This is a genomic window from Bradyrhizobium sp. I71 (assembly GCF_022354745.1).
Lineage (GTDB): Bacteria > Pseudomonadota > Alphaproteobacteria > Rhizobiales > Xanthobacteraceae > Bradyrhizobium > Bradyrhizobium liaoningense.
In genome coordinates this window covers 7577907-7597024 of record NZ_CP059398.1, presented here as the reverse complement: position 1 = coordinate 7597024, position 19118 = coordinate 7577907, and the positions used below count along the sequence as shown (strand labels likewise).

General features: G+C 64.8%; 18 protein-coding genes. 12 read left to right on the top strand and 6 right to left on the bottom strand.

Annotated features, from left to right (window positions below):
• Positions 1–259: 259 nt before the first annotated feature.
• A complete protein-coding gene (locus tag FJV43_RS36010) occupies positions 260–580 on the top strand; it encodes a DUF1476 domain-containing protein (protein ID WP_239623625.1) in 321 nt (106 codons plus the stop codon).
• Positions 581–596: 16 nt separating this feature from the next.
• Here FJV43_RS36010 and FJV43_RS36005 read toward each other — a convergent pair whose 3' ends face one another.
• A complete protein-coding gene (locus FJV43_RS36005) occupies positions 597–1175 on the bottom strand; it encodes a TIGR00645 family protein (RefSeq protein WP_239623624.1) in 579 nt (192 codons plus the stop codon).
• A gap of 216 nt (positions 1176–1391) precedes the next feature.
• On the opposite strand from FJV43_RS36005, the gene FJV43_RS36000 reads away from it, so the two are divergent.
• Complete coding sequence (locus FJV43_RS36000) at positions 1392–1628, top strand: hypothetical protein (protein ID WP_239623623.1); 237 nt, start codon at positions 1392–1394, stop codon at positions 1626–1628.
• Between the two features lie 33 nt (positions 1629–1661).
• On the opposite strand, the gene FJV43_RS37215 is transcribed toward FJV43_RS36000, so the two are convergent.
• Positions 1662–1790 carry a hypothetical protein gene (locus tag FJV43_RS37215; RefSeq protein WP_256456679.1) on the bottom strand — a complete coding sequence of 43 codons (129 nt, stop codon included), beginning with the start codon at positions 1788–1790 and terminating at the stop codon, positions 1662–1664.
• A gap of 787 nt (positions 1791–2577) precedes the next feature.
• Between FJV43_RS37215 and FJV43_RS35995 the strand changes: the two genes are divergently transcribed.
• Entirely contained in the window at positions 2578–3498 is a 921-nt protein-coding gene (locus FJV43_RS35995) for a septal ring lytic transglycosylase RlpA family protein (RefSeq protein ID WP_239623622.1), read from the top strand.
• On the opposite strand, the gene FJV43_RS35990 is transcribed toward FJV43_RS35995, so the two are convergent.
• On the bottom strand, positions 3492–4448 hold the full coding sequence (locus FJV43_RS35990; protein ID WP_239623621.1) for an alpha/beta hydrolase: 957 nt from the start codon (positions 4446–4448) through the stop codon (positions 3492–3494). The genes FJV43_RS35995 and FJV43_RS35990 overlap by 7 nt on opposite strands.
• Before the next feature lie 154 nt (positions 4449–4602).
• Here FJV43_RS35990 and FJV43_RS35985 point away from each other — a divergent pair, with 154 nt between their 5' ends.
• The 9 genes from FJV43_RS35985 to FJV43_RS35945 all read left to right on the top strand — a co-directional run bounded on the left by FJV43_RS35985 (position 4603) and on the right by FJV43_RS35945 (position 14380).
• Entirely contained in the window at positions 4603–5865 is a 1263-nt protein-coding gene (locus tag FJV43_RS35985) for a D-alanyl-D-alanine carboxypeptidase family protein (RefSeq protein WP_239623620.1), read from the top strand.
• Between the two features lie 2 nt (positions 5866–5867).
• On the top strand, positions 5868–6554 hold the full coding sequence (tmk, locus tag FJV43_RS35980; RefSeq protein ID WP_239623619.1) for a dTMP kinase: 687 nt from the start codon (positions 5868–5870) through the stop codon (positions 6552–6554).
• Positions 6551–7597: a DNA polymerase III subunit delta' gene (locus tag FJV43_RS35975; protein WP_239623618.1), complete on the top strand. Its 1047-nt coding sequence runs from the start codon at positions 6551–6553 to the stop codon at positions 7595–7597. Before tmk ends, FJV43_RS35975 begins: the two co-directional genes overlap by 4 nt.
• A 112-nt stretch (positions 7598–7709) precedes the next feature.
• Positions 7710–9710, top strand: coding sequence for a methionine--tRNA ligase (gene metG, locus FJV43_RS35970; protein ID WP_239623617.1), 2001 nt, complete (start codon positions 7710–7712; stop codon positions 9708–9710).
• A 13-nt stretch (positions 9711–9723) separates the two neighbouring features.
• Positions 9724–10500, top strand: coding sequence for a TatD family hydrolase (locus FJV43_RS35965; protein ID WP_239623616.1), 777 nt, complete (start codon positions 9724–9726; stop codon positions 10498–10500).
• Between the two features lie 13 nt (positions 10501–10513).
• Positions 10514–11311, top strand: a complete 798-nt coding sequence (locus tag FJV43_RS35960) for an MBL fold metallo-hydrolase (protein WP_239623615.1) — start codon at positions 10514–10516, stop codon at positions 11309–11311.
• A gap of 142 nt (positions 11312–11453) precedes the next feature.
• Positions 11454–12047 (top strand): TRAP transporter small permease, encoded by a 594-nt coding sequence (locus FJV43_RS35955; protein ID WP_239623614.1) that lies wholly within the window; start codon positions 11454–11456, stop codon positions 12045–12047.
• Positions 12048–12049: 2 nt separating this feature from the next.
• Positions 12050–13363, top strand: coding sequence for a TRAP transporter large permease subunit (locus tag FJV43_RS35950; protein ID WP_239623613.1), 1314 nt, complete (start codon positions 12050–12052; stop codon positions 13361–13363).
• A gap of 39 nt (positions 13364–13402) precedes the next feature.
• Positions 13403–14380 (top strand): TRAP transporter substrate-binding protein, encoded by a 978-nt coding sequence (locus tag FJV43_RS35945; RefSeq protein ID WP_239629767.1) that lies wholly within the window; start codon positions 13403–13405, stop codon positions 14378–14380.
• Between the two features lie 60 nt (positions 14381–14440).
• Here FJV43_RS35945 and FJV43_RS35940 read toward each other — a convergent pair whose 3' ends face one another.
• The 3 genes from FJV43_RS35940 to FJV43_RS35930 are packed head-to-tail and all read right to left on the bottom strand — an operon-like array spanning position 14441 to position 19048.
• Positions 14441–16090 carry an acyl-CoA synthetase gene (locus tag FJV43_RS35940; protein ID WP_239623612.1) on the bottom strand — a complete coding sequence of 550 codons (1650 nt, stop codon included), beginning with the start codon at positions 16088–16090 and terminating at the stop codon, positions 14441–14443.
• Positions 16091–16111: 21 nt separating this feature from the next.
• Entirely contained in the window at positions 16112–18001 is a 1890-nt protein-coding gene (locus tag FJV43_RS35935; RefSeq protein ID WP_239623611.1) for a TRAP transporter large permease subunit, read from the bottom strand.
• A 15-nt stretch (positions 18002–18016) separates the two neighbouring features.
• Positions 18017–19048: a TRAP transporter substrate-binding protein gene (locus tag FJV43_RS35930; RefSeq protein WP_239623610.1), complete on the bottom strand. Its 1032-nt coding sequence runs from the start codon at positions 19046–19048 to the stop codon at positions 18017–18019.
• Between the last annotated feature and the right edge of the window lie 70 nt (positions 19049–19118).

The window sequence follows — 19118 nt, the reverse complement described above, 5'->3', positions numbered from 1 at the left end:
TGCCAAGGCCCGCGGCGCGGCGCTTCGGCCGCGCTCCGACAATCGTCGGCGACCTTCAGCAGTTCGTTCCTAAGCATCGCCAGCCTGGCCGGGTTGACTGACGCGGGCTGGTGCGTCGCGTGCACCCGCGTGCATCGGCAGGCTTGACGGCGTTCGGCTTCCGGGAGGAAGCTTCAAATGATCCCAAACTGACCTGAGCACGGAGACCTTCGCTCCCAGCAAGTCCGATCCTCATCAGCGAACCCGAATGGAGCTGACCATGACCACGTTCGACAAGCGCGAGCAGGGCTTTGAAGCCAAATTCGCTCACGACGAGGAGTTCATGTTCAAAGCCACCGCGCGATCCAACAAGCTGCTCGGGCTGTGGGCCGCAGGCCAGCTTGGGCTCAGCGGCGATGCAGCGGCAAGCTACGCGAGCGCGCTGGTGACGGACCATCTGGAGAGCCGGACGATCGACGATATCGTCGGCAAGGTGTCAGGCGATCTCGCAGACAAGGGCGTCGCGCGTGAGCAGGTCGCTCAGAAGCTTCAGGAGTGCCTGCACCAGGCGCTGGCGCAGCTCGAAGCACATAAGCAGTGAGATCGGCCGCAGCGCTTCATTCGGCGTGCTTGCGTGCGCCTGATTCGCTGAGCCTGTCGACATAGGCAATGCCGATCGCCGAGACCACGAAGGTGAGGTGGATCAGCACCTGCCACATCACGCCGGCTTCGGTGAAGCCGGCGCGGTCGGAGCCGAGATTGCCGGCCTCGATGAAGGTGCGGAGCAGCGCGATCGAGGAGATGCCGATGATGGCCATCGCGAGCTTGATCTTCAGGACGCTCGCATTGACGTGGCCGAGCCATTCCGGTTCGTCGGGATGGCCCTGGAGGTCGAGCCGCGAAACGAACGTCTCGTAGCCGCCGACGATGACCATCACGAGCAGGTTGGAGATCATCACGACGTCGATCAGCGCCAGCACGCTCATCATGATCTGCTGCTCGGTGAGGTCGAGGGCGTGCCAGGAGAGGTGCCAAAGCTCCTTGAGGAACAGCGCGATGTAGACGCATTGCGCCACGATCAGCCCGAGATAGAGCGGCAGTTGCAGCCAGCGCGAGCCGAAGATGATCGTCGCCAGCAGGCCGAGCCGCGGCGAAGGCGGGCGGGGGCCAGTTCTGGGTTCAGGCTCAACCGACATTCAGGCTGCAATCTCGCATAAGGACGATCTCGCCGTCATGTATTCCGACGAGATGGCCGGCGTAAGACGAGACGCGTCCGTGCCGCCTTCCATGGACAGTGCCGTTTCGTGCTACCGTGCCGACCGGCCGCCGGGTGACGGCCGGCGAGCTGGAGGTGGGGAGTGTCTCGAAGCAGCCTTGGCAAGTGGTCCGGCGCAGTCGCATGCGCGGGTGCCATGCTGGTTGGTGCAGGCGGCGCCGAGGTCTCGGCGACGCCGCTGACGCCGTTTCGCTACGAGGCGCAGGCGCAGCGTCATTGCCCGCATGACAGGGTGGTCTGGCTCGACTTCAGGAAAGGCGTCTACTACCGCAAGGGTCAGAAGCGGTATGGCCAGGGATTTGACGGCAGCTTCGTCTGCCTGAGCGAGGCCCGCGACGGCTTCTATCGCCGTTCACTGTTGGGTCTGCGCTGAGCGGCACGTGATCCAGGCTTGCGGACGCGCCGGCTATTTCTGCGCGGGCAGCTTGATCGGCACGTGCGAGGAGGTGCTGATGATCCGGGGACTTCCATCCGGATAGGTGCGGTCGCCGCGGATCAGGGATTCCAGGACCAGGAAGAATTTCTCGGCGAGCATCTGCGTCACCCTCGTTGGTGATGGCTCTCGCAATTGGTCGAGGCGCCGAACGCAGAAATTCAATCAACTGAATGGGAGCGGGACAGTCGCGCTTGCTGCGCCGCGGTGGAGCGATGTCGTAGATCGGGAAGCAGGGCCCTCAGGCAAATGCCAGGGCCACGAGGCTCGAGCAGAGCAGCACCAAGCCGCCCGCGGTCAATGCCAGGAAACCATCGGATACGAGGTCATGGTTGCGCATGGGACACCTGCTACTCTCGTCTTCGATGCTCGGTCGGATCCATCAAAATCGTCCGAACGGGCCGCCTTGAAAGAGGTGACGCTTACCGCCCGCTCGAGTGCCTTTAGGCCCTCGTGCGGTAACCTTCGAACGCATGGGCCAGGAAGATCCCCGCGCTTACCAGACCCATCAGTGCCGAAACCGTCTCGATCATCGTTAAATTCCAATCCACCCCTGCCAGCCGAGAAAACGCGTGCGGCCTTGCACAGTCAAAAGAATTTCGGTGAGCGCCGCGACAATGGGGGTGGGGTGAGGATTTGGCGCAACAGCTTGTCCAGCGGTGGCACAGAACGGGCGGCCAGGTTCCGTCGATCAGCCGGGAGAAACGAACCTGCCGTTTACCATGCCTGCGTGATCGCTGTGGGCTCCCCATTTCCGCCGTGTTCGGGTTGCGTTATCCTTACTACTTCCGACGCGGTGGTGGGCCGCCTTGGAATCACAGGACCGGATAGCGCTCTCCGTCACCAAGCGGGTTGGGTACGCCTCCGGCGGAATGGTATTTTGGGGCGCATGGGGATCCGACGGTCAGATTCGGTTTTGCGGGCCGCACGTGGTGTTGCGGCGGTCGCGACCTGCCTCGCGCTCGCCAATTGCGCCTCGTCCAACAAATTCGCCAGCCGCGTCGATCCGAAATACGGCGTGTCCTCGAGCCCGCGGGTGGTGGCCTGGGGCGAACCGGTCCCGAAGGGCGGCGGCACCTACCGTGTCGGCAAGCCCTATGTCGTGGCGGGCCGGACCTACGTGCCGGAGGAGGACGTCAACTACCGCGCCGAGGGCATGGCGTCCTGGTACGGCGACGATTTCCACGGCCGCTTGACCGCCAACGGCGAAGTGTTCGACATGACCTCGCTGACTGCGGCGCATCCGACCCTGCCGATGCCGTCCTACGCGCGGGTGACCAATGTCTCGAACGGCAAGTCGCTGATCGTGCGCGTCAATGATCGCGGGCCCTATCACGGCAATCGCCTCATCGACGTCTCGAACAAGGCTGCCGAACTCCTTGAATTCAAAGGCAATGGTGTCGCCAAGGTTCGCGTCGAATATGTCGGCCGGGCGCCGCTTGAAGGCTCCGACGACCGCCAGCTGATGGCCACCTTGCGCACCGGCGTTCCGGCACCGTCGCCCTCGATGGTCCGTGTCGCCTCGGCAAAGCCATTCGTGCCGGAGCTGCCGTCATCGAGCCGCGGCTCCATCCGCGGCGAGGTCCCGATGCCGGAAGGGCGCCCCTATAATCTCGGCAACACCTCGGCCGACATGGCATCGCTGAATGCGACCTCGGAAATGTCGGCCTCGAGCCGCGGCCGGGGCCGGGCGCTCCAGAACGCGCGCGCGGTGTCCTATGACGAGGACCGCCGCCTCGCCGAGAGCGCGCCTTCATCGGATGGCGCCGCCGAGGCCCGCAACATCCTGAGCGGCCGCGGGCTCTACTGAGCTGCGCTCGCCGTCAGGAAATTCACCAGCGCCGCGTTCACCTCGTTGGCCCGCTCCTGCTGCACCCAATGGCCGGCGCCCTCGAGGATCAGCCTGACCTTGAGATTGGGCAGCACCCGCTCGAGCTCGTTGACGCGCTTCGCGCCGATCAGGCCGGTGATCACCGCGTCTCTTGAGCCTGCGATGAAGAGGGAAGGCTGGTGGATCTGTGCGTCCTGCCAGGGCGCGGTCAGCTCCCAGTTGCGGTCGATGTTGCGGTACCAGTTCAGCCCGCCGCGGAAGCCGGACTTGCGGAAGGCTTCGGTGAAATAGGCCAGATCAGTCTCGCTGAGCCAGCCGGGCAGCGGCTCCTCGGCGCCCGCATGGCCGAGAAAGCCCTTGTCCTCCTGCACGAACATGGCCGCGGTGGGATCGGCGAGGCCGCGTCCGCCGAGCACGATGCGCATGGTGCGGGCGACGTCGCGCTCGAGCTCGGCCTCGGCGACGCCCGGTGTTTGGAAATACTGCCAATAGAAGTTGGTCACGCCACCCTGGCGCAACAAATCGAGCGGCCTGCCGCGCCCGCGGAACGGTGGCGGCACGCTGAGGCCCGCGACCGCCGTGAAGATGTCGGGCCGGAACAGCGCCGCGTGCCAGGCGACCGGGGCGCCCCAATCGTGGCCGACCACCATCGCCCTGGTCTCGCCGAGCGCCTGGACGAGGCCGACCACGTCACCGACCGTATCGAAGATCGAATAGGCTGCAACATCAGGCGGCGCCGAGCTTTGGCCGTAGCCGCGCATGTCGGGCGCGACGACGTGAAACCCGGCCTCGGCGAGCGCGGGGATCTGATGGCGCCAGGAGTAGGACAGTTCCGGCCAGCCATGGCACAGCACCACCAGCGGACCCTGGCCGGCTTCGCGGACGAACAGCTCGACCCCGTTGGCCTTGATCATGCGGGTTGAGGACATTCGCTTTTCCGCCTTGTTTCAGGGGTTTGGTCGGCAAATATGAGATGCCACGATAGGGGCGCGAGGAGAATCGTGCAATCTCACGGGCAAGCATCCAACCGCGTGTTGTTCGCATCTGTTCCACCTGTTAGAACGCCTCCCTCAGGGCTTCGCCATGGCATTTCGTCTTCCTTTGCTTCGTCGCAACCGGCTCACCGCCGGCACGCTGGTGCGCGGGCTGATCGCTGTGGCCCTGGTGGCGGGGATCGGCTGGGGCGGGGCGCTCTATGCCGCCAATCAGAGCGTCCAGGGCGCCAAGAAAGCGGAAGAGGCCGGATTCGATGGCGATGCCCCGACTGCGATCCTGATCGAAGCCTCCAGCGGCAGCGTGCTGTTCGAGAAGAACGCCGACGAGCTGCGCGCACCCTCGAGCATGATGAAGCTGATGACCGCGGAGGTCGTCTTCAATGCGATCAAGAAGGGCGACGTCAAGCTGACGGACGAGTACCGGATCAGCGAGAATGCCTGGCGCCGGGGCGGCGCGCCCTCGGGCGGCTCGACCATGTTCGCGGCCATCAACAGCAAGGTTTCGGTCGACGATCTCCTGCATGGCGCGATCATCCAGAGCGGCAATGACGCCTGCATCGCGCTTGCCGAAGCCATGGCGGGCAATGAGCGGATCTTCGCGGCCGACTTCATGACCAAGCGCGCTCGCGAACTCGGGCTCACCAGATCGACCTTCGGCAATTCCACCGGCTTGCCCGACCCCGGCAACAAGATGACGGTGCGCGAGCTCGGCATGCTCGCCCGGCACATCATTCTCGACTTTCCCGAATTCTACAAACTGTTCGGCGAGAAGGAATTCACCTGGAACAAGATCCGCCAGCCCAACCGCAATCCGCTGCTCAATTCGATGGAAGGCGCCGACGGTCTCAAGACCGGCTACACCAAGGAAGGCGGCTATGGCATGGTGGGCTCGGCCGTGCAGAACGGCACGCGGCTGATCGTCGTCGTCAATGGCCTCGATGACCCCGAGGATCGCGCCACGGAAGCCAAGAAGATGCTGGAATGGGGCTTCCGCAATTTCGAGACCCGCATCCTGATCCCGGCCGAGCAGCCGGTCGGTTACGCCAAGGTGTTCGGCGGCGAGAGCCGCTCGGTCAAGCTCGTCGCCAGGACGCCGGTGAAGGTGATGGTGCACAAGAACGGCAGCGACAAGCTGATTGCGCGCATCGTCTATAGCGGCCCGGTGCGCGCGCCGATCGAGGCCGGTCAGCGGGTCGGTGTGGTCAGGGTCTGGCGCAGCGGCAACATTGCGGTTGAGACGCCGGTCTATGCGGCGGAGGCGATCGGAACCGGTTCGACCATGCGCCGCGCGATCGACGGTGCCAGCGAGCTCGTGATCGGCATGTTCCGCGCAGGCGCCGAGAAGCTCTGATCATGAGTGAGATCGCGGTACAGCGGCCGTCCGGACGTGGACGCTTCATCACCTTTGAAGGCGGCGAGGGCGCGGGCAAGTCGACCCAGATCAAGAAGCTCGCTGACCGCCTCAAGGCGGCAAAGCTGCGCATCCGGGTCACGCGTGAGCCGGGCGGCTCGCCAGGCGCCGAGATCATGCGTCACCTGGTGCTGTCGGGTATGGGCAAGCTGCTCGGCCCCGAGGCGGAGACGCTGCTGTTTGCCGCCGCGCGCGATGATCATGTCCGCACCGTGATCCTGCCTGCGCTCAACCAGGGCACCTGGGTGCTCTGCGACCGCTTCGCCGACTCGACTCGGGCCTATCAGGGCAGCCTCGGCCGCGTTCCCGAGGGCCTGATCAACGCCATGCAAAGGGTCACGATCGGCGATCTCAAGCCTGATCTCACCATCATCCTCGATTTGCCGGTCGAGATTGGCCTGCAACGCGCTGCCGCGCGCCGCGGCAGCGGCACGCCTGACAGGTTCGAGGCCGAGAAGCTCAGCTTCCATGAGGGCCTCCGCGAAGCCTATCGCAAGATCGCGGCGGACGAGCCCGCGCGCTGCGTGCTGATCGACGCCAATTCCGATCCCGACACGGTCGCGGCCCGAGTCTGGACGGCGCTGCGCGATCGTCTTCTTCCCGCGCCGGCTTCGGTGATTTCGGCATGAGCCCGCGTCAGGCCGAGCGAGAAACCGCCATTCCCCATCCGCGTGAGACATCGCGGCTGTTCGGCCATCGAGAGGCCGAAGCCGCGCTGCTGGCGGCCTATCGCAGCGGACGCATTCCGCATGCCTGGCTGATCGGCGGGCCGCAAGGGATCGGCAAGGCAACGCTGGCCTATCGCATGGCGCGCTTCGTGCTAGGCCATTCTCAGCCGCTCGCGCCCGCCGTGCAGCGCGCCGAGAACCTTGCGATCGATCCTGACGACGCGGTCGCGCGCCAAGTGGCCGCCGGCTCGCATGGCGGCCTGCTGGCGCTGGAGCGAACCGCCAATGATCGCGGCGTGATGCGCACCGTGATTACCGTGGACGAGACGCGCGAGACGATCGCGTTCTTCGGCTCGACCGCGGCAGCCGAAGGATGGCGCGTCTGCATCGTCGACACCGTCGACGAGCTCAATCCAAACGCGGCCAACGCGCTTCTGAAGATCCTCGAGGAGCCACCCCAGCAATCGCTGTTCCTTCTGGTGAGCCACGCGCCCGCGCGCGTGCTCGCCACGATCCAGTCACGCTGCCGCAAGCTGCGCCTGCGGCCGCTCGCCACGGATGACGTGATCGCGGCCGCAGCTTCGGCGGCCGAGCTTGATCCGAACGATCCCGCGTTGCGCGAGGCGGCCGAGGCCTCCGAGGGGAGCGTCGCACGGGCGCTGACGCTGCTCGGCGGCGACGCCCTGAAACTTCAGCAGCGCACGGCAGCGCTGCTCGCGCGCCTGCCGCAGGTCGATCCGCGCGAATTGCACACGCTCGGCGATTCGCTCGGCACCAGCGACCGCGTCGCGCTTGCCGCCTTCATCGACGGCATCGACCGCTGGATCGCGGAGCGGCTGCATGCGGATGAGGCCAATGCCAACCAGAACCTGCCGCGCCTTGCGCGCCTAGCTGAGGTATGGGAAAAGATCGTCCGCGCCGCGCGCGACACCGAAACCTACAATCTGGAGCGCAAGCCCTTGGTCTTCTCGGTGTTCGGCTGGCTGGCGGACGCAACGCGCTAAAGCATGATCCGGAAAAGTGCGCAGCGGTTTTCCGAAAAGATCATGCGCAAAACAACAACCCTAACGCAGGTTCGTTTCCAAAATTTCGGACAAGCCCGTAAAGGAATTCGTGGTGGCAACGCGAGCTAAGAAGACCGTCAAAGGCAAGAGCAGCAAGTACAAGAAGGCTGCCAAGAAGGCCGTGAAGAAAGCCGCCGTGAAGGCCGTGAAGGCGCGCGCGGCCAAAGCCGCCAAGAAGACCAAGAAGACCAAGAAGGCCGCCGCCAGGAAGGGCGTGACGAAGAGCGCTGCGAAGACGACGAAGAAGGCCGGCAAAAAGGCTGCGAAGGGGCAGGTCGTCGCCAAGAAGGCTTCGAAGAAATCAGCTGCCAACAAGCCGGCCAAGGCTCCGGCAAAGGCTCCGGCGAAGAAGGTCGCGAAGAAGGCGGCTGCACCTGCCGTGACCGCAGCGCCGTCTCCTGTCGTCACGCCGCCGAGGGCTGTGACGCCCAAGGCGTCGAAACCCAAGACCCCGCGCGCGCCGAAGCCGGTCGCTGCTCCACAGGTCGCCGCACCCGTTGCCGCCCCCGCGCGCGACAACGTCTTCTACATCACGACCGCGATCGCCTATCCCAATGGCAGCCCGCATATCGGTCACGCCTATGAGGCGATCGCGACCGACGCGCTGGCGCGCTTTGCGCGACTCGACGGCAAGGATGTGTTCTTCCTGACCGGCACCGACGAGCACGGGCAGAAGATGATCCAGACGGCGGCCAGCGAAGGCATGTCCGCCGCCGCGCTCGCGACCCGCAATGCCGGCCGTTTCAAGGAAATGGACGAGCGTCTGAACGTGTCGTTCGACCGCTTCATCCGCACCACCGAGGAGCAGCATCACCGCTCCAGCCAGGAGATCTGGCGGCGCATGGAAGCGAACGGCGACATCTATGCCGACACCTATTCGGGCTGGTACTCGGTCCGTGACGAGGCCTATTACGCCGAGGACGAGACGCGCGTGAACGACGATGGCGTCCGCTTGGGCCCGCAGGGTACGCCGGTCGAATGGGTCGAGGAGAAGAGCTATTTCTTCCGCCTGTCGGCGTACCAGGACAAGCTGCTCAAGCTCTACGCGGATCACCCTGATTTCATCGGACCGGACTCTCGCAAGAACGAGGTGGTGAGCTTCGTCAAGGGCGGCCTGCGCGATCTCTCGATCTCGCGCACCACCTTCGATTGGGGTGTGAAGGTGCCTGGCGACGAAGGACACGTGATGTACGTCTGGGTCGACGCGCTGACTAACTACATCACCGGCGTCGGCTTCCCCGATGAGAGCGACAAGAACTGGCGCTACTGGCCAGCCGACGTGCACATCATCGGCAAGGACATCATCCGCTTTCATGCGGTGTATTGGCCGGCCTTCCTCCTGTCGGCCGGAATCCGGCTGCCGAGGCGGGTCTATGCCCACGGCTTCCTGTTCAGCAGGGGCGAGAAGATGTCGAAGTCGGTCGGCAACGTCGTCGATCCCTTCAATCTCGCCGACCAGTACGGCGTCGACCAGATGCGCTATTTCTTCCTGCGCGAGGTGCCGTTCGGCCAGGACGGCAACTACAACCACGAGGCCATCGTGGCGCGCATCAATGCCGATCTCGCCAACGACCTCGGCAACCTCGCGCAGCGCTCGCTCTCGATGATCGCCAAGCAGTTCGGCGGCGTGCTGCCCGAGCCCGGTGACTTCAGCGACAACGACAAGGCGATGCTGGCAATGGCCGACGGCATGATCGCTGCGTCGCGCGAGGCCATGGCGACGCAGCAGATCCATCAATGGCTCAACGCCGTCTGGGCCGTGGTCGCAGAGGCCAACCGCTATTTCGCGGGCGAGGCGCCGTGGGCGCTCGCGAAGACGGATCCTGCCAGGCAGAAGACGGTGCTCTACGTCACCGCCGAAGTCGTGCGCCAGATTGCGATCCTTGCTCAGCCCGCGATGCCGATCGCCTCGGGCAAGCTGCTCGACAGCCTCGGCATCCCCGAGACCGAGCGCAACTTCGCCATGCTCGGCGACACCAAGCGCATCGCACCCGGCTCGACGCTGCCGGCGCCGACGCCGGCGTTCCCGCGCTACGTCGAGCCGGCGGCCTGAAGGCGCTCGCGCGATGCTGGTCGACAGCCACTGCCACCTGGATTTTCCGGACTTTGCGGAGGACCTCGACGGGATCGTGTCGCGGGCGCGAGCGGCCGGCATCACGCGCATGGTCACGATCTCGACGCGGGTGCGCCGGCTCAAGGATCTGCTCGCGATCGCCGAACGCTATGACGACGTCTATTGCTCGGTCGGCACCCATCCGCACAACGCGGACGAGGAGGACGGCATCGCGCCGGACGAGCTCGTTGCCCTGACGCAGCACCCCAAGGTCGTCGCGCTCGGCGAGGCTGGGCTCGACTATTTCTACGACAACGGCTCGCCGGAGGCGCAGGCGAGGGGCTTTCGCGCTCACATCGCCGCCGCCCGCGCAACCGGCCTGCCGCTGGTGATCCACACCCGCGAAGCCGACGAGGACTGCGCACGCATTCTGGAAGACGAGGCGGCAAAGGGATCGTTTCGCGCCGTACTGCATTGTTACACGGGCGGACGCGAGCTGGCACTGAAGGCGGTGTCGCTCGGGCTCTATATCGGCTTCACGGGAATCCTGACCTTCAAGAAATCAGAGGCCTTGCGCGCGCTCGCGGCCGAGCTGCCATCGGACCGTATTCTGGTTGAAACGGACTCGCCCTATCTTGCGCCCGGCAAGTTTCGAGGCAAGCGTAACGAGCCGGCCTATGTCGTCGAGGTGGCAAGAGTGCTCGCCGAGACACGCGGCGTGTCGTTTGACGAGATCTCGCGCCAGACCACCGAAAACTTCTTCCGCCTGTTCTCGAAGGTGAGAGCTTGAGACTGGGAACCACATGACGTTGACGCTGACGATCCTGGGCTGCGGCTCCTCCGCCGGCGTGCCGCGCCCGGCGCTCGGCTGGGGCGCCTGTGATCCCAACAATCCCAAGAACCGCCGTCGCCGCTGCTCGCTGCTGGTCGAACGGACGTCCGAGCACGGCACGACACGCATCGTGATCGACACCTCGCCGGATCTGCGCGAGCAGTTGCTCTCGACCAATGTCGATCACATCGACGCAGTGTTCCTGACGCACGAGCACGCCGACCAGACCCACGGCATGGACGATCTACGCTCGGTCGTCATGCACATGCGCCGTCGCATCCCGACCTACTTCAACCAGTCGACCGCCAAGGACATCCTGTCGCGATTCTCCTATTGCTTCATCTCGCCGGAGGGCAGCGACTACCCGCCAATCCTGACTCGGCATTCGATCGAGGCGGGCGAGAGCCAGACCATCCTGGGGAAGGGCGGCGCGGTGACGATGACAGCCTTCCTGGTGCAGCACGGCAACATTCCCGCGCTCGGCTATCGCATCGGCGATGCCGCCTACACGCCCGACCTCAACGACATCCCGCGCGAGAGCTGGGGCGCACTGGAAAATCTCGATCTCTGGATCGTCGATGGCCTGCGCTACACCAGCCATGTCAGCCATTTCAGCATCAACGACGCGCTGTCGTGGATCGAGCGGTTCAAGCCGAAGCGCGCGGTCATCACCAACATGACCGCCGACGTCGACTACGAGGTCATCCGTCAGTCGCTGCCGGCCGGCGTGGTGCCAGCCTATGACGGGCTGCGGCTGGAAACGCCCTGAACCTGGGGTAGAAATTCTGGCTCAGCCGGCATACTCCTTGCTTGCACCGACCTCATCATGTTGATCTAACGTCTGAAAGACAGGCGTTGGACAGGGCGACACTCAGGCACGACCAGCACGGGTCGATTGAATCGCCGCGAGGATGGGGATTGCGTTGGCAGGGGACGATGTAGCGGCTCGGGGACCGGTGCGACGCACTCTGGACCTGCTTTATCTCGGCGCGGGCTACGCCGCGGGCGTCTTCCTGGTCGCGATCTTCGCAATCATGATGGCCATGTCGGTCGGGCGCCAATTTGCGATCAACATTCCCGCCGGCGACGATTTCGCGTCCTGGTGCATGGCTGCGATGGCTTTCCTCGGCCTCGCGCACACCTTCAAGCGCGGAGAGATGATCCGCGTCGGCCTGCTGCTGGAGCGTCTGCACGGGCGGACCAAGCAGATCGCCGAGATCACGGCGCTCGGTATCGCCACCGCCTTCATCCTCTATTTCACCCGCTATGCCGTGCAGATGACCTACGACTCCTGGCGCTTCAACGATGTAGCGCAGGGCGTCGTCGCGCTGCCGCTCTGGATTCCGCAGCTCGGCTTTGCCGGCGGCCTTGCGATCCTGTCGATCGCGCTCATCGATGAGATGGTCAATGTCGTCGGCGGCGGCCGCCCAAGCTACGAGAAGGGCTCGCCGGATGAGACGCCGGACGAATTCATCGAGCGCATCTCGCAGGGCGGCGGAGGTTGACCATGGCCAATCTCGGCATGATCGAGCTGTCGTTCGTTCTGCTCGGCGTCATGATCCTGCTGCTGGGAAGCGGCGTGTGGATCGCGGTCTCGCTTGGACTTGTCGGCTTCGTGGCGATGGCGCTGACGACGAGCCTCCCGCTCGGCGCCGTGCTCGCCACCACCACCTGGAGCGCCAGCTCGTCATGGACGTTGGCCGCGCTGCCGCTGTTCATCTGGATGGGCGAGATCCTCTTTCGCACCAAATTGTCGGAAGAGATGTTCCGGGGGCTGTCGCCCTGGGTTCAGTGGCTGCCGGGACGCCTGACCCATGTCAACGTGATCGGCTGCGGCATCTTTGCGGCGGTGTCGGGCTCTTCGGCGGCGACCTGCGCGACGATCGGAAAAATCGCGCTGCCTGAGCTGGACAAGCGCGGCTACGACAAGAACCTCAGTCTCGGATCGCTCGCAGGCGCGGGCACGCTCGGCCTCCTGATTCCGCCCTCGATCCCGATGGTGGTCTACGCGGTCACGGCGAACGTCTCCGTGCTTCAGGTGTTCCTCGGCGGATTCCTGCCGGGCGTGCTCGTGATGGTGCTCTATTCGGGCTACATCATCATCTGGTCGCTGCTCAATCCCAAGAAGGTCCCGCCGCGCGATCCGCCGATGCCGTTCCGGCAGAAGCTGCGAGAGTCGGCGAAGCTCGCACCCTGCCTGCTCCTGATCCTGGCCGTGTTTCTTTCACTCGTGCTGGGCTTCGCGACCGCCACCGAATGCGCCGCATGGGGCGTCACGGGCGCGCTGCTGCTGGCGTGGTGGAGCGGTACGCTCACGCGCAAGAATTTCCTCGAGAGCATCATGAGCGCGACGCGCCTGACCTGCATGATCATGCTGATCCTGGCAGGTGCGGCCTACACCACGGCTGCGATGGCCTATACGGGCATTCCGGCCGCGCTCGCCACCTGGGTCCAGGGGCAACAGCTCACGCCGGGCATGCTCGCGCTGTATCTGAGCATCATGTACATCATCCTGGGATGCCTGATCGACGGTATCTCGATGATCGTCCTGACCGCCGTCATCGTGCTGCCGATGGTCAGGCAGGCCGGCCTCGACCTGGTCTGGTTCGGCGTCTATCTCATCATTCACGTGGAAATGGCGCAGATCACGCCGCCGGTTGGATTCAATCTCTTCGTGCTCCAGAACATGAGCGGCCGTGATACGTTCACCGTTGCGCGGGCAGCGTTTCCGTTCTTCGTCCTGCTGCTCGCGTCCGTGTTCATCATCACGGAGTATCCGCAGATCGTGATGTTCTTGCCCAAGCTCGCCTTCCCAGACTGAGCGTGCGAAGTGTTCAAATTGACTGTGAGGAGAAGCCCGATAATGTCCCGTTTAATCCGCGCATCCTTGATCGCCGGCGCTATGCTCGCCGCGACGCCCGCTATGGCTCAGACCAAATGGAATCTGCCGGCGGCATATCCGGCCGACAATCCCCATTCCGAGAATCTCGTCGCGTTCGCCAAGGACGTCGAAGCCGCCACCTCCGGCAAGCTTCAGATCACGGTTCATCCGGGCGCCTCGCTGTTCAAGGCACCCGACATCAAGCGCGCGGTCGTGACCGGGCAGGCGCAGATGGGTGAGGTGCTGCTGTCGATTCACGAGAACGAGGACCCGCTCTTCGGCATCGACGTCGTGCCGTTCCTCGCGACCAGCTTTCCGGACGCGCTGAAGCTGTACCAGGCCTCCAAGCCCGCGATCGTCAAGAAGCTCGACGCGCAGGGTCTCAAGCTTCTGTTCGCCGTGCCGTGGGCGCCCCAGGGCGTCTATGTCAACAAGCCGCTCGCCTCGATCGAGGACATGAAGGGCCTGAAATGGCGTGCCTACAATGTCGGAACCGCGCGGATCGGCGAGCTGGTCGGCGCCCAGTCGGTCACGATCCAGGCGGCGGAATTGCCGCAGGCGCTGGCGACGGGCGTGGTGAACTCCTTCATGTCGTCGGGCGGCACCGGCTACGATTCGAAGGCCTGGGAGTCGCTCAAATATTTCTATGACGTGCAGGCCTGGATTCCGAAGGACTACACCTTCGTCAACAAGGCTGCGTTCGAGGCGCTCGACAAGCCGACCCAGGAGGCCATCCTCAAGGCCGCGGCGACCGCGGAGACCCGCGGCTGGAAGGCCTGGCAGGACAAGAGCACCTGGTATCTCGATCAGCTCAAAGCGAAAGGCATGAACGTCGAGCCGCCGAGCCCGGCGCTCAAGGCCGGCTTCCAGAAGATCGGCGAACAGCTCACGGCCGACTGGCTCAAGAAGGCCGGCGCCGACGGTCAGGCGATCGTCGACGCCTACAAGAAGATGTGAGGATGAGGCCTTCCGCCCGCCGCCTTCCGGTGTGCGGGCAGAAGGTATTCTGCAATCAGCTCAGGCCGAGATCGCCTTCGCCGATCCGACCTCGTTGCGCAGCAGGAATTTCTGGATCTTGCCGGTCGATGTCTTCGGGATGGGGCCGAACACGACGGCCTTCGGCGTCTTGAAGCCGCTCATATGCGAACGGCAGAAGGCGATGATGTCGGCCTCGCTGGCGCTGGCGCCGTCCTTCAGTTCGACGAAGGCGCAGGGCACTTCACCCCATTTCGGATCGGGCTTGGCGACTACGGCTGCGAACAGCACGGCCGGGTGCTTGTAGAGGATGTCCTCGACCTCGACGGAGGAGATGTTTTCGCCGCCGGAAATGATGATGTCCTTGGAGCGGTCCTTGATGATGACGTAGCCATGCTCGTCGAGCACGCCGAGATCGCCGGTGTGAAACCAGCCGCCCTCGAAGGCTTCCCTGGTCGCCTTCTCGTTCTTGAGATAGCCCTTCATCACGATGTTGCCGCGGAACATGACCTCGCCGATGGTCTCGCCGTCGCGCGGCACCTCCTGCATCGTCTGCGGGTTGATGACGGTGACGGCTTCCTCGAGCGGGTAGGGCACGCCCTGCCGGCGCTTCATCCGAGCCCGCTCGGCCGCCGGGAGCTCGTCCCAGCCGGGCTGCTCGGCGCAGACGGAGGCGGGGCCGTAGACCTCGGTCAGGCCGTACACGTGTGTCAGCTTGATGCCGATGCGTTCGGCGCCTTCCAGCACCGCGACCGGCGGCGCAGCGCCGGCGATCAGGCCGACGACGCGGCGGGCCGCATTGCCCTTGGGCGCATCGGGTGCATTGATCAGCGTGTTGTACACGATCGGCGCGCCGCACATGTGCGTGACGCCGTGCTGCTTGATCAGCTCGAAAATCTTCGTTGGCTCGACCTTGCGCAGGCAGACATTGATGCCGGCCGAGGCCGCAATGGTCCACGGGAAGCACCAACCGTTGCAGTGGAACATCGGCAGCGTCCAGAGGTAGACCGGATGCTGGCCGAGATTGCCGGCGAGGATGTTGCTGACGGCGTTCAGATAGGCGCCGCGATGATGGGTGACGACGCCCTTGGGATTGCCTGTCGTGCCCGAGGTGTAGCTCAGCGCGATCGCGTCCCATTCGTCGTTTGGCGTGATCGCGGCGAAGTTCGGATCGCCCTCGGCGACGGCCGCTTCATATTCGATCTCGCCGATGCGGCTGCCGCCTCTGAACGATGCGTCGTCGACGTCGACCACGAGCGGCTTGGGGCCCGTCATCTGCGCCAGCGCGTCGGTGATGATGCCCGAGAACTCGGGGTCGACCAGGATGATCTTCGCGCCGCCATGGTCGAGCTGGAACGCGATCGAGGGCGCATCGAGGCGGATGTTGAGCGCGTTGAGCACGGCGCCGGTCATGGGCACGGCGAAATGCGCCTCGTTCATCGCCGGGATGTTCGGCAGCATCGCCGCGACCGTGTCGCCGACGCCGATGCCCTTGCGCGCGAGCCATGACGCAAAGCGCCGGCAGCGCTCATAGGTCTGCGCCCAGGTGAAGCTGCGGCCCTCATAGACGGTGCTGACGTGATCGGGATAGACGGCGGCGCTGCGCGCGATGAAGCTCAGCGGGCTCAGCGGCACATAGTTGGCGGGTGTCTTGTCGAGGCCGATATTGTACGGGTTCTGCCGCTCACTCATCGACACACTCCTCAAATCGCGTCAAAGAAATCCGATCGATATCCAGGGGAAGATCGCGACGATGATCAATCCCACCAGCAGCGCCAGCAGATAGCCCCAGATCGGCCTGATGCCCTCGGCCGGATCGACCCGTCCAATGGCGCAAGCCGCATAATAGCCGACGCCGAACGGCGGGGCGAATAGCCCGATACCCATGGCGAGAATGATCACCATGGCATAGTGCACCTCGTGCACGCCCACGGCCCGGGCGATCGGGAACAGCAGCGGTCCGAACAGCACGATGGCCGGAATGCCCTCCAGCACGCTGCCGAGGATGGTGAAGGCGAGGATCGAGACGGCAATGAAGGTCGCCGCTCCGCCGGGCAATCCCGTCATGGCCGCAGCCAGCGAGCGCGAGAAGCCGGATTGGGTCAGGCCCCAGGCCATGCCGGTCGCCGTGCCGATGATCAAGAGGATCGCGCCCGACAGCGCCGCCGTCTCGACCAGCATCGGAAACAGCCGCCGCCAGTCGAAGCGGCGGTAGACGAGGAGGCCGACGAGGGCGCCATAGACGATGCCGATGGTGGAGACCTCGGTCGCGGTGGCGATGCCCTCGACGACGGCGTAGCGGATCACGAAGGGCAGCGCGAGCGCGGGCAGGGCGACGATGAAGGTCCTGCCGATCTCGGATGCCGTGGCGCGGCGGACGTGACTCATGTCCTCGTGGCGGTAGCGCCACCACACCAGCATGCACAGCGTGATCGCGAGCACGACGCCGGGCAACAGGCCACCTGTGAACAGGGCTGCGATCGAGACGCCGGTGACCGAGCCGATCGTGATCAGCACGAGGCTCGGCGGAATGGTCTCGGTCTGGGCGCCCGTCGCCGCAAGGAGCGCGACGAGGTCGCCAGGCTTGGCACCGCGCTCTTTCATCTCGGGAAACAGCACGGGCGCGACGGCGGCCATGTCGGCGGCCTTGGCGCCGGAAATGCCGGAGACCAGGTACATCGCGCCGACCAGCACATAGTGCAGGCCGCCCCTGATATGGCCGAGCAGGCTCGCCAGGAACGCCACCATGGCCCGCGCCATGCCGGTCATCTCGATCAGGAGGCCGAGGAACACGAACAACGGCACCGAGAGCAGGATGAGGTGGCTCATGCCCTCGTCCATGCGCCCGACCAGCACCATGACCGGCGTGCGCGTGGCGAGCGCGAGATAGCCAAAGATCGCCAGGCCAAAGCCGAACGCAATGGGAACACCGGCAAAGACGCAGAAGCCGGCAACGCCGACGAAGAAGATGACGAGGTTGAGATTGCCGAGCTGCCGCAGGAGCGGCTCCGCCAGCCAGAACAGGCCGATTACGGCAGCAACGGTGACGAAGGCAGTTGCTACCATCCGGTAATCGGCCGCGCGCAGCAGCCGCAGCAAGGCAAAGGCCGCCATGAGGCCGATGCCGGTCGGCAGCGCGGCGGCGCGCCACATGTTGGAGATCTGGAGCGCCGGGGTGGTTATGTAGCTCTCTTCGTAGGCATAATCGAAGGACGGCCAGACGATCAGCGCCAGGAACGCCAGCGCCGCGCAGGTTGCGACCAGATCGAGATAGGCCCGCATCGCAGGCCTGGCGCTCGCAACGACCGCGGTCATGCGCATGTGCTCGGAGCGGCGGAAGGCGACCGCCGCGCCCAGCATGGCCAGCCACAGGAACAGGATCGAAGCGAGCTCGTCGGACCAGATCAGCGGCCGGTGCAGCCCGTAGCGCGCGACCACCCCGGCGAACAGGATCACGATTTCGGCGACGACGAGAATCGCCGCCGGGACTTCGACGAGGAGGCCGAGCACGCGCTCAGTTAAGCCCAGCAGTGAAGGTCGGCGAGGGGACTGCACAGCCACCTCGCCCGTTACTTCGGTCACCTCGACCTCGATATGAGCCATGACGGCCCCGACGCGTTACGACAGCTTGCCGACCGCCTTCTCCAGGAGGTCCCAGGCCTGATCGCCGTATTTGCCTTTCCACTCGGCATAGAAGCCGGCGGCGCGCAGCTTGTCCCGGAACGGCGCAACAGTCGGCTGGTTGAAGGTCAGGCCCTTGCCCGCGAGTTCCTGCTGCAGGCTGGCATTGAGCTTGGCGGTGTCCTCGCGCTCCTTCACGGCCGCGGCGTTGATGTTCTTGGCGACGATGGTACGCACGTCCTGCGGCAGCTTTTCCCAGGCCCTGCGGTTGGCCAGGAACCAGAAGCCGTCCCACATGTGGTTGGTCAACGAGCAGTATTTCTGCACCTCGTAGAGTTTTGCCGTCGAGATGATCGCGAGCGGGTTCTCCTGGCCCTCGACGATCTTGGTCTGGAGCGCCGAATAGACCTCGCTGAAATTGATCGAGGCGGGCGCCGCATCGAACGCCTTGAACATCGAGGTCCACAGCGGCGACACCGGCACGCGGATCTTGAAGCCCTTGAGGTCGTCCGGCCCGGTGATCGGCTTGGTTGACGACGTGGTCTGGCGGAAGCCGTTGTCCCAGATCCTGTCCATGACCTCGAGCCCGGCCTTCTTGATCTCGCCGCGGACATGGGCGCCGAGATCGCCGTCCATGGCCTTCCAGACCGTGTCGTAGTCCGGGAACGCGAAGCCGATGCCGTTGATGGACGCCGCCGGCACCAGGGTCGACAGGATCAGTCCCGACAGCGTGAAGAACTCGACACCGCCGGAGCGGATCTGGCTCAGCATGTCGGTGTCGGACCCGAGCTGGTTGTTCGGGAAGATCTGCAGGTCGAACTTGCCGCCGGTCTCGCTCTTGATCGCCGCGGCCATTTCCTTGGCGCGCACGTTCATCGGATGGGTGTCGGGCAGGTTGTTGGCATATTTGTAGGTGAACTCGGCGCTCTGGGCGCGGGCCACATGGGGCGCACTGAGGCCGCCCAGGACCGCGGTCGCGGCGGAGGCCTTGAGAAGCGTGCGTCGGGAAAAGCGCGTCGAAAAGACCATGGGTCTGCTTCCTCGGAAGGTTTGTTGTTGTTCTGAGATGCAAACCTATACGGACGGTCGGTCTTCAGGT